The 11445-nt window shown below is 57.6% G+C and carries 8 protein-coding genes; 5 read left to right on the forward strand and 3 right to left on the reverse strand.

All coding sequences use genetic code 11. The annotated features are described in order from the left end of the window. The first annotated feature begins 241 nt into the window (after positions 1–241). The 4 genes from GWK50_RS02600 (at position 242) to GWK50_RS02615 (ending at position 5417) form a co-directional block, all read left to right on the forward strand. Positions 242–676, forward strand: coding sequence for a helix-turn-helix transcriptional regulator (locus GWK50_RS02600; RefSeq protein ID WP_162015157.1), 435 nt, complete (start codon positions 242–244; stop codon positions 674–676). Between the two features lie 310 nt (positions 677–986). Then, positions 987–1889 carry a TnsA endonuclease N-terminal domain-containing protein gene (locus GWK50_RS02605; RefSeq protein ID WP_162015158.1) on the forward strand — a complete coding sequence of 301 codons (903 nt, stop codon included), beginning with the start codon at positions 987–989 and terminating at the stop codon, positions 1887–1889. Then, positions 1889–4138 carry a transposase family protein gene (locus GWK50_RS02610; protein ID WP_242455267.1) on the forward strand — a complete coding sequence of 750 codons (2250 nt, stop codon included), beginning with the start codon at positions 1889–1891 and terminating at the stop codon, positions 4136–4138. Before GWK50_RS02605 ends, GWK50_RS02610 begins: the two co-directional genes overlap by 1 nt. Then, positions 4131–5417: an AAA family ATPase gene (locus GWK50_RS02615; protein WP_242455268.1), complete on the forward strand. Its 1287-nt coding sequence runs from the start codon at positions 4131–4133 to the stop codon at positions 5415–5417. Before GWK50_RS02610 ends, GWK50_RS02615 begins: the two co-directional genes overlap by 8 nt. Here GWK50_RS02615 and GWK50_RS02620 read toward each other — a convergent pair. From GWK50_RS02620 to GWK50_RS02630, 3 genes are all read right to left on the reverse strand, one after another. Next, positions 5387–6775 carry a TniQ family protein gene (locus GWK50_RS02620; RefSeq protein WP_162015160.1) on the reverse strand — a complete coding sequence of 463 codons (1389 nt, stop codon included), beginning with the start codon at positions 6773–6775 and terminating at the stop codon, positions 5387–5389. The two genes, GWK50_RS02615 and GWK50_RS02620, sit on opposite strands and share 31 nt — an antisense overlap. 19 nt (positions 6776–6794) lie before the next feature. Continuing rightward, positions 6795–7124 (reverse strand): hypothetical protein, encoded by a 330-nt coding sequence (locus GWK50_RS02625; RefSeq protein ID WP_162015161.1) that lies wholly within the window; start codon positions 7122–7124, stop codon positions 6795–6797. 65 nt (positions 7125–7189) lie between these two features. Further along, the gene (locus GWK50_RS02630; RefSeq protein WP_162015162.1) at positions 7190–8932 is read right to left on the reverse strand and encodes a TnsD family Tn7-like transposition protein; all 1743 of its coding nucleotides are present in this window, start codon (positions 8930–8932) and stop codon (positions 7190–7192) included. Between the two features lie 220 nt (positions 8933–9152). On the opposite strand from GWK50_RS02630, the gene GWK50_RS02635 reads away from it, so the two are divergent. Beyond that, positions 9153–11234, forward strand: a complete 2082-nt coding sequence (locus GWK50_RS02635) for a hypothetical protein (protein ID WP_162015163.1) — start codon at positions 9153–9155, stop codon at positions 11232–11234. Positions 11235–11445 lie beyond the last annotated feature (211 nt).

Raw genomic sequence — 11445 nt, forward strand, 5'->3', positions numbered from 1 at the left:
ACGTGTTGGTTCCAGTCATAAAAAATGCATCTCAGGCTCCCCTTTGGCAAATTTGCATTTGAAGTGCTGAACAGTTGTTTGGATTGTTCATGGATATCTGCGTGAGCTCCAAATGGGGACGCGGATGCGGCGGCGCAAAAACCACACGCCAATCTCTTTGGTTTTTGTATCGACAGTTTTCCGGGCGAGGTCTACCCTCGACCCAATTTCGCCTTCTGTATCCGTCACACCATTCAAAGACATGGCTTTGGGCTATCGCGATCCCATCGGACTTCGTGATCACGAAGAGGAAAACCTCGACCCCCAAAACCCCGCCTGTAGTTTCGGCGAACTCTTGTTCCTGCTGCGAAGCAAACAACGATTGAGCCTCCGCGCCCTAGGGGAGAGAGCCGGCGTGACTGCGTCACTCATCAGTGAATTTGAGAACGCGCGTCGCCCACCGCCTGCAAAGCCAGCGGTGACCCAGCTGGCTCAGGCACTGGAACTGTCACCGCATGACACCCAGCGGCTCACCGAACTTGCCTTGCAAGAGCGCAGCGGCATGGGGCTGAGAGTGGCCCGATCCACTCCACGCCACGTGGCGGACCTGCTACGAGACATCGCCTGCATAGGCCAGCAGTTGTCGCCCGCCCATGTTCGATCCATCCGTCAAAGCTTGGAGGTGGCGATGAAATAAAAAAACGGCAGGACCCCTTTTTCAGAAGCCCCGCCGTCCGGGTGCTCAGACCGAAGTCTTCGCGAGTAGCAACGCTAGATTATCAGATCTGACGCACGGGTGGTGGATTTGTTCGCGCCTATCAGGCGAACACGAAAGTCAGATCTATGCAATCCATCACTCTTCGCAGTGAGGCCTTGACGCGTCAGCGCCAGGCATCTCACGCCACACCAATCCCTGTTTTCGTGCAAGAAAGGTACCTGGCCAAGCCTCTGCACACTGCACTGGCGTTCCAACCCTGTATCAACCTCCAAGTACCGGAGGTGAAGCCATGAGGACCGAAAAGCGCTTCACTCCGAAGGTCCTCGAACGCTTCCTGAGGGAGGGAAGAGGCACCGGCAGCTATGCCGACTACACCCCCTGGCACAGGGTATCGCGAGGCGATCCATCCAGCAAAGGACGCTCCCATCTGATCGTATGGCGCGATCGTCAGCGCGAACTTCTTTCAGACCAAGAATGGGGTGGCTTGAATTTCGCAGCCCTAATTCCAAACCTGGTCGACCTTGCTGAGCAGTTTCCGCTGAACCAGGAAAGTGCCCCACATGACCTCTCTCGTTGGCATGTGGGTGAGGGGCTAAAGCTATTCCCTGGGACACGAGAGATTGCCGAAATGCTTGGCATCAAACACCCGACGCTGACCGACGGCGACGAAACCCACATCTGGACCAGTACCACCGACTTGCTGTTGATCGTACGAAATCAACGCGAAAGGCTGGAACTTCTCGCAGTTTCCTGCAAACCATCGAGCGTCCTCACTGAACGCGCCAAAGAGCTACTGCTCCTGGAAAAAACCTACTGGGCGCAGCGGGGCGTGGATTGGCTACTCATCACCCCAGAGCAATACGAAAAAAGCGTTGCCCTCACCCTTCGCCGAACCTCGCCATGGGGATTCGACGATCTAGCGTCCGAGAGGGAAATAAGGATCGCGTGCCAGACGGCTCACTCCATGCCCAGGCACCCGTACTCGGATGTGATTCATCACCTAACTGATAGCTTCGGCGGCGAGGCACAACGACACGCAGCACAGCGAGCGTTGTGGCAAGCAGTATGGCGTGGTCTGCTGCCTGTCGATCTCCGTCGGGGATGGAGGCCTTCCCAACCTTTGACCTTGCTCTCCATAGAAGCGTTTGCTTCTCTGAACCCCATCTTGGCGCGGAGGTCAGCATGCATCTAATGCCCAACCAGCTGTATAGGTTGACTACGGATGCTCACGGGCTCTCCGCAGGAACCTATCGGATCGTCGTGGATGACACTATCGCCGAGTCAATCTACTGCGTGTTGATCAAGCCAGACACACCGCCCGTCAAAGTCCGAGGTGGCCGCCCAAAACTTGAGGTACTCAAGCGAACAAAACGCTTTCCCAAACCACCTCTCGTGGGATCTTTGCACAAGGTGGGACGACAAGACTTGCTTGATCTGATTGAGAGCTATGAATTGATCTCTCTCAGCCTGGATCTCCCAGGGCTTTACTACACAAAGATTGATCAACCGAGCGCAGCCAACGCCTTCGATAGACGTTGCCGGATCATGGAGAGTTTCCTCGATAACGAAAAGCTCAAAGAGAGTGTTCTGATCCACGGCGGCCTTGCGGGCCTGGTGCAAGAGGCGGTTCAAAAGCACAAGGTGAGTAGATCCCATGTCTACCGGCTCTGGTCTGTGCTGTGTATATGTGGGCTTACACAAACCAGTCTTCGGGCGCGATGGGACAAGTGTGGCGCACGCGGCAAGCGACGAGATCTGTCGGCCACCAATACCAGGAAAAAGGCGGGAAGAAAGACATTCTCACAGCGGCTCTCCAAACTGATATTCGGATGCTGGGGAGAACCCGTTCAACCCGGTATGAGTACAGTGTGGCGCGCGAGTATCACCTATGCCGACAAGAGAATCGCCGTCCCCAAGCCTCCAATGCCAGAGCGTTACAAGCGCATCATTGCCAGTAACTTCACCACAGCGATGCGGATTGACGAAAACGACAACATCGTTCCGGCAGAACTGAAGAAAGGTCAGTACCCAAACTATCAGCAGGTCAAGCGGGTACTGACGGAGGATGTCGAGGAGATCGAACGCATACGGGAAAAGACCAGCAAAGGACACTTTGAACGCTCTCTTCGAGGTTTTGTCGGATGTAGTTGGGAAGGAGCCGAAGGTCCCGGGCTGATTTACGCCATCGACTCCACCATCGGTGACGTCTACTTGAGGTCATCGATTGATCCCACCTGGATCATTGGGCGACCAATCGTGTACGTCATCGTGGATGTTTTCTCGACAGCCGTTGTGGGTTTCTATGTTTGTCTCACGGGCCCTAGCTGGGATACAGCCCAAGTGAGTATCTTCAACACGGTTGCATCTTCGGAGCTCATGAGCGATCTCTGGGGATACGACATGCGGCAGTCCTTGTTTCCAGCGCCGACCCTTCCCGCAAGGCTGCTCTGCGATCGGGGGGAGTACCTTTCCAAGCGCGCGAAGGCCACGGGCATGGATCTGCGCACGACGCTCAGCTACACCGCGCCCTTCCGGCCCGATTTGAAGGGCGTGGTGGAAGTTATGCATCGCATCATGAAGAACGTGCAGTACCACTTCATCCCTGGTGCCATGGACGCCCGCCGCAAAGAGTACGACCTGCGTCGTTCAAACCCTGCGGCAGCAACCATGTCGGTACGACAGTACATGCAGTTTCTGCACGAGTGCTTCTACGTCTACAACCTGACGGCAGACCGAAGCAAGCGCCTGGACGCCCACATGATCGCGCAGGGGGTGTACCCCAGCCCTGCGGGGATCTGGCACTGGGGACATGCCATGGGAATTGGCTTCTCGCGTGCGCAGTCGCAGGCCGAGTTGATTACTCAGCTGCTACCAGAGGCCAACGCGCGCGTTACCCGACACGGCGTCATGTTCCGAACCAATCGCTATAGCGCACCGATCGTTGAAACCGAACGGTGGACGACCCGCGCCCGATCCGTCCGGAATAGCTGGGAAATCCCGGCGCAGTACTACCCCGGTTCGGTTTCACGAATCTGGACTCCCTACGAGCGCGGAAACGGATTGATCGATCTCACGCTCTCAGATCATTCCCGTGCTGATCCCTCGCTCACCCATGACGAGGTAGCTGACGCTTATGCGTTCCAGAAGCTCAAGGCAGCAGACATTGCCCATCAACGCGTGGAAGAAGCTGTGCTTGGCTACTACCGCATGGAACGCATCCGCGAGCAAGCCCTTGAAGAAACGCGCGCTGCACGCCAACGCGCCAAGGGACTCACGCCGACGATCCGAGAAGCTCGTGCATTGGAAAATGAGTTTTCCGGTCAGTTGATGGTGGGTGAAGTTCGGGGATCCGTCAAGACACGCTCTGAATCCACGTCCAACCATGACGCAATGATGAGTGACCTGTACGCAGCGATGGATGTGGAGGCCGCAAATGCCTAAGCAAGCTGTAGACGCCACGGTAGTGCATGACCCCTACGCTGGCAACACGCTCATCGCTCAACTCGGCCCGATACGGTCCCGGCCGGAGGTTGCCAAGGTATTGGTGGAGCTCCCGCCCCGCCCGCCGAAAGACATCGCATCCATTCCGCACCACACCCGCTTGCACATGTTGATGAGCGTCAGAGATCTTCATATGCCCAGTGTCGAGGAGATGCAGTTGTACGAGACGATGGACATGATGATCCGGCAGAACTACCACCACCTGCACCCATCATCCTCCAGCACATGGAGCCAGATCAGTGGCGAGGAGGCTCGCTACAGACCACGCGTGACCGCACCGACGTATGGGGCAGCAGTAGTTGGCGTTTCCGGATCCGGAAAAACGCAAGCGATTCGCAGGTGTCTCACCACGTTCCCCCAGATCGTCCAGCACACTTCGTTCTTCCGGATGGTCAATGGCCTGCAGCAGGTAGTGTGGCTCTCGTTGGATGTACCGGCGGGCGGGAAGGCTACCGATCTGGCTGCTGCGCTAATGACAGCGTGGAAAAAGGCGACAGGCAGTACTCGCTTTGACAAGACGCTAGCTGGCGAATGGCGCAACGGGCCGCAAATGCTGGACGAGTGGCGTCAGGTTGCTTCCAGTCACTTTCTCGGTCTTCTTCACCTGGACGAGATTCAGAACCTGTTCAAACTCCCCACACTCAAAACCCGAAGAAGGAGCAAACCGGGAGAGCCTCCGCCAGAACTGCGTGTCATCGATGATCAGTCCCTCAAGTGGATTCTCACCGCGTTGAACGAATGGCAGATTCCGTTGCTGGTGTCAGGCACACCGGATGGCTTCGGCGCCCTGACCAAACGCCTGAGCAATACCGAACGCATCGTCACATCGGGGTATCACTCGTTCAAGCACTTCTGGGGAGACCATGATGCCGCCTTCCGGCAGTATTTTCTTCCAAGGCTCGGGCACTACCAGTTCGTCGCTCGACCCATCTCTATCACGGGCGAGTTGGGTGATCTCATCCTCGAAAGGACCGCTGGCGTGCAGCGTCTGATCATTGCACTCTGGATTGCAGCGCACCGGGTGGCCTTCGAGCGCAGCGACGACGACCTTCGCCTCGATGATTTCAAGGTCGCCGCGGACACGTATCTCGCGCCCGTGGCCCAAGCGGTGGCCGCGCTGCACAGCAATGACCCGCGACGGCTCGCCATGTTCGAGGATCTTTCTCCCGAGGATCACAGCTTCTGGGCTCAGTTCTGGAGCAGTGTTTCACGCAGTTGATTGATGGAAGGCGCTGCCGCAGCCGCCAGGCGCTGGTGAGGCAGTAGCCCTTTCGCTTGCCGCGCCTTGGGGCGGCTTTTGCTCCTCCTCGGGTTCATGAGGTCCAGAGCCGTTGCCAACTTGGGGCCGCACTGACGCATTAGCGCGTCAAAACGGTTCTCCGGCATTCCGGACAGTTTCATACAGATGGAGTATGGGCGCTGTTCCAAATAGTAGGCCCTCAAGGCGACTACTGCGCCAGCCTGCAACGTCACATCAAAGGCTGGCAGGCTTGGCAGGCCCATTTCACCGAGCGCCTTTCGAACCGTATGTAGCGGCAGGTCCAGCATTCGAGCAACGTCTGCATGCACGCCCTTTGCTTGCACATATCGGTCCACGAGATCGTTCGAGTCGGGAACTTGACGTTGTGCCAATCGGGGGCGCAAGCTTGGCGTCACAGTTCCACCGCATGCATCTGCCATCGCATTGACGGCCTGATCGGTGCTCTCAAACAGTACGGACAACACGAGCAGGTACGCGATCACGGATGAAGCCGCCGTACGCAAATACAGAGTTCCATCGACCTGATGAAGATACTCTCCATGTGGCTTGGCGATGACTTCGTGGAATACAGCACTCAGCCAATCCTCGGGAAACATTTCTCTGACCCGATCGCTGATCAACGCGCCTTGCTTTGATGCAGCGTTCGCCTTGAAACCATGTGCTCGTCCCGTATCCCTGAGCAAGGGGGCAATGAGGGCAACACTCAAAGGGGTGGTTCGATCATAGAGTGCAGCCGCCAGGTCCAGAAAGCGTTGCACGTAGGCGTTGCCGATGGCAGGTTTCACCCACTCATCGGGCATTTGATGCGCACCCTCCATGAGCATGGCAGGAGATGCAATGAACGGATCGGCCGAAGACGCGAAGTGCAGCGGCATCATGTGCTTTGGGCACCACATTTGCCCCGGTGTCTGAAGGTCTCTGCGCCAGTAGCTCGTTCCATGAAAATGAATGTCTGCCTTGATGCATTCTTTGCAGAAGAAGGCTGCCGGATACTTGCGTAGGGTCCCGCTGATGCAGAGCAGACTCCGTCTCTCGGCACTCCCATGCACGAGCTCTGGAAAGTACGACGTTATGCCTCTGCGCAATGGCAGGGTCGTATGGCGCTGCGCGAATTGCTCGGTAGTCATTCCAGCCATCCGACTGAGAAGCTCGTGCGTTGTGACTTCACGCCGTGTCCGCCCTTCCTCACCAAAGTGCGCAGCCATCGCGTCGACCATGTCTTTCGGCGAACGGCACCCATTGATCCGCATGATCCGCCCCAGGTAGCCACGATCCATCTCTTCTGGCAAGGGTGCTGGCTGCACAAGCATGTTCATCGGCTGTCTCCGTCTCTGGTCAAGAAGGTTTGAGAATCGCCAACGACCGAATCACTGCAGCCAAAGCCTTGGCATGTGAAGCAGATCCATCCCACGTGGCCTGAAGGGCCTCGATCAACTCGCGATTGTTGCGCACGGCATCAGCACTGATGCCACCCTCGAAGCGCTCAACAAAAAGGCATACCTCTTCAAACAAACGGGAGGCCCTGATGCCCTCCCCTTTGAGGATGCGGCTGACCTGCGATTGGCTGGCCCCCACATAGGCAGCGATATCGGCCTGGGCGATCCCATGCGCCGTGCAGATGCGGCGCGCGTTGGCTGCGCGCGCCCTCACTTCCGATTCAATCATGCATTAAGCATAACCTATTCCATATATACATATCAACATCGAAATGCGATCGACCTCGACAGGCGTCAGCTAAAAAGGTCCCGTGACGGCAGATGTGCAGTCAGAGCGGACTGAATGGCCTCAAGGGTGCGGGGCAGACGGTGCAGAGATGCCTGCTTTGCCCGGAGCTCTGGTATTCGCTGGCACAACTGCCAGAAGTGGATGCGCCGCACGCCCCGGTCCTCCATGAGACGCAACGCTGCTTCACGCACCAAGCCGCCTAGTTGCTCGTCTCTGGCCGCCCAATCAACCGTAGGAGGCCTTGAACGCCGTGATTCAGGCAGCGGATCCGGCTTGTGAGCATCCAGCCAAGCACGGTCGTTTCGATAGAGCCACATGTAGGTACGCGTGTCCAGTTGGCGCATCCATTTGATCCCGAGACTCCCCGAGGACTGCAAAAGTTGAAGCCAAAGTGCTCGCGAATGGGCTCTTGCTTTCGCGCTTCGCGCCTCAGACCAGTCTGAATGCAGCTTTGTGTCACTGAGCAGCAAGCGGGTAATAGTTCCGACGGAGACTCCGGCTCGTGATGCCACTTGTCCTTTGTCAGTCCCTCGGCGCAAGTCCCGGATTGCCTTGGCGCACACGTCGGCTGACAGCTTCTGTGGACGGCGGGATATCGCTATTCCGGCCTTTGCCGCCCAGACGAGCGCTGTTTGCGGATCGACGCCAACCAATCCCGCCGCCTTGCGCACAGATTTTCCCTCCTTCTGAATGAGACTACATAAGCGGGCAACTCGCGGGTCAACGACAGGCAATGCGGCCGGGACATCGTCCTTCGTGTGCGGGTGGTTGTTGCCGCCCTCAGAATTCATTGCGAGATCAAATCGTTGGGCATCGCCAAACAGCCAATGGATGAGCAGCAGGTGCCTAAGTGGATGAGTGCCCGAGCGAGGTGGCCTGAGCAATCGGCCCAATTGCGTCGCCATCCCCTCCTCGTCTTCGGCCAGCGCAGCGAACTCCGGAATGCGCCTGAGCGGTTCGCAGTAGTCGAGAAAGGCCGTTGCAAACTGTCCAGTACGTAAGCTGGCAACACCAGCAATCCAACCGCGGGCACGCAGCTCCTGACGGTAGACCCCATGCAGTTTTCTCAACAGCAGCGGTTGACGCTCCGCTGACTGCACAAGATGCTCAATAAGTTCGGCGAGGCTCAGTAAGACGGAGCACGAAGCTGTCTCGTCGGGCTCCACGCTAGCGGGACTCAAATCGCTCCAGCGAGGCAAAAGCCATTGGAAGCGCTCAACTCCAGTAGCTTTGAGAGCAGATTGCAGCAGTGGTCGTTTGTGTGCCGTGCACATCCACACACCCGGGAACTGGTGCTTCAAATGCCAGTAGGCCCATCCAGTCTCGCGGAGGTCCTGCTCCATGCATTGCGGGCAGGCTTTGAGGGGATGATTGGCGCGAAAGCGGCTTGTGAGGATGCCAAGGCGGAGCTTCAGATGGGCCACACTGGCACTGGACATACACGCTACAGCGTTTTCTGCCTCGCTCGGCGGAGCAAAGGCTGCGTAGAACTTGAGCAGCGTCCGCTCTCTCGCTATGTAGTCGACTTCGCCAAGCAACGCGTTTGTACGCCGAGCGAAGGCACCGAGACTGTTGGGTAAATCATGGTGGGTACCGGCACGTGCGCTGCCGAAGATCAGTTGGCACATTTGCGCAGATGTGACGTGCCCCCAAAGCTGGTGATGACGGCTAACGAGACTGAAAAACGTCTCATCAGGCAGCCAGGACAGCAGTTGGTACTCAGGGAAAAGCCTGTCCGGTTCTGGCATCGCGGTAGGCTATGCCGAACTAGGCGGCAACGCAAGGTGCCTCCCTCCCGCGCAGACACTGCTAGTGGTCGTCGCTATCGATTGACGCCGGTGGCGGCAATGCAGCGGTTGCTGACATAGGCCCCTGGCACTGGTACTCACGCTATCTGGCGCAAAGCGGTCGCTAGCCCCGCTGGTGATAGCCGCACAATAGAGCGCACAAGAATTTTCAGGAAAGCAAGTGACGATTGAACTCAGCGAAACGCCTGTCAGCGAAGCTCTTGAAAAACTGTCTTGGCAGGTTCTGGAAGACCATTTGGCAGATACCGCGTTGACGCCACAGGACGTCGACAAGCTAGTCGGCCTCGTGCGGCGCAGTGATGCGCTCGTCTTGAAGCGGCTCAATCCGAAAAAGCAGAAGAATCGCGACAAGTTCCTCGAGAAGCTCGCAGTTCATCTCGATGGCAAGGTCTACCCGAAGCAAGCCGAACTGGTCCGATCGCACGCAGTTCGACTGAACGAGATCGACGGTGTCTACCAGTCGATCCTTGGACTGCTCGCCAAGACCAAAGCAGCGGCGCTCTCTCCGGAACTCCGGTTCTCCGCATTGCTCGACCGCTCCAATCGCGAGTACATCGACCTGCTTGAGCAGATGTACAAAAGCTCCACCGCTGGAGGGTTCCTTGATCTTGGAAATGTCACCATGCAGGGAGAGAGCGGAAACGAGTTCAACCCTGAAGGGGTTCACGAACTTCTTCTTACGACGCTCGCCAGCACTCTCGGTATGGAGGCTCATATCCATGGCTGGTATGACGACACGGGCGTGCTTGTGTTGCCCACGCTTCCTTCGCCGAGCAGCCAGGACCGATTCGCTGTTGGGTCTGTGCAGATGCTGGCCGCGGCTTGGAGGCACTGGCAGTTCTCGGAGCGCCGGCACCGCTATTTGGACGCTCCCTTGGAGCGGAAAGGGGATCTTGCGCCTGCCTGGGCTGAGCTCGGGGTCAAGCGCCTGTGGGATTCGCGTCCGTCTGATGACCACCTTGAGCTCTACGACCATGTTTCCAACGCCAGGTTGGCTGAGCGCTTGCGGCAGCATTTGGTGACCGTGCTCGCCGATTCGCGCTACGAGAATGCGGTCTACGGCACTGACAGGGAGGTTGATCTGCTGCCCAACCAGGCGGTCTCTATTCAAGAATTGCACGGAGCTACAGCGCTCAGCCAACTGCTGTCAGGCGAGATCACGGACGATCAGTCTGAATACGCTGGGTTGACGCTCGCGGAGTGGGTCCGCGGCTACTCGGTTCTCCAAGATGTCGCACACAATGCCTTGCAGCCTCTCGAAGCTGATCGTTTGACTATCGGATTCAGCAACGCCGAACTCGTGGAGTTGTTGCAGCGCCTTGGCCTCCAAGGGGGGAAAGCTCAGGTCTTTATCAAACATGCAACCTATCGAAAGGCAAGTCGCGATCTGTTTGATCAGCCGCTGATTAAGCTGCAGGATGGAGGCTATCTGCTACTTGCCATCTCTGCTTCGACATCATCGATCCCTAACATCATCCTGTCGACGCTTGGGATGCTGGAGGTCAACCTTGACGGGCGCGGCAAGCGCTTCGAGAAGAGCATGATTGCGCTCTTGGGGAAGCATGGCATCAAGGCCAAGAACATCATCTGCGCCCGCGATGGTGAGACCTACGACTACGACGTGGCATTCGTCTGGGGCGACTACCTTTTCCTGTTCGAGTGCAAGAGCCGTAGCCTTTCCGGGGGAGATCCAGCTAGGACCTACTTCTTCTCACTCGGCATTCGCAAAGCCGTCAAGCAGGTCACCCGGTTGGCCGAAGGCCTCAAGCGACACCCCGACATCCTGAGCACCTACATGCCGGAGGCTGTGGGCAAGCAGGTCGTCCATTGCGTGGTCAATTCGCTGCCGTATGCGACATTCACTGAGGAGGGTGATATCCATTTTGCCGATGAAGGTGGCATCGCCAGGTTCTTCCAGCAGTCCGAGATTGGACCGCGCAGCTTCAGCCGTGAGGCCGGTTTGAGTGCCATCGATCCGGCATCTACGGTCGTGTTTCTTTGGGATGGGGACAAGCCAACGTCGGAAGACTTCCTACGACACCTGAGAACCCCCATCCAGTTGGTAAACGTCGTTTCTCACCTGAAGCTCATACCGGTCCAGATCCCAATTGGAGAAGACGAGGCGCTGCAGGTGGTGGACTTCCTGCGCACTGACTGGACCGTGGACAGTCAGCGAGAAGCTGCTCGACAGGCAGGCTATCAAACTGGTGGCGATCCGGCGCCGGCAATGCCACCCGCGTGAATCGCTTTCACCTGCTCGGCTGCAGGCAGTTGCCCCTCGGTCACCGCGGCGGAGATCACACTATCGGTCACCTCGATGCACACGGAGCTCGTACGCGACGCGCTGGAGCAGGCATTGTGTGACGGAGCAATCTGGTGCTCGCAGTAGTCACTGCCCCTGGGCAGAGGGCAAAGTAGCGCTGAAGGTGCGCTGGTGCGCTGGTGCGAGGCTT

Source organism: Acidovorax sp. 210-6 (genome assembly GCF_010020825.1).
In the GTDB taxonomy this organism is placed as follows: Bacteria; Pseudomonadota; Gammaproteobacteria; order Burkholderiales; family Burkholderiaceae_C; genus Simplicispira; species Simplicispira sedimenti.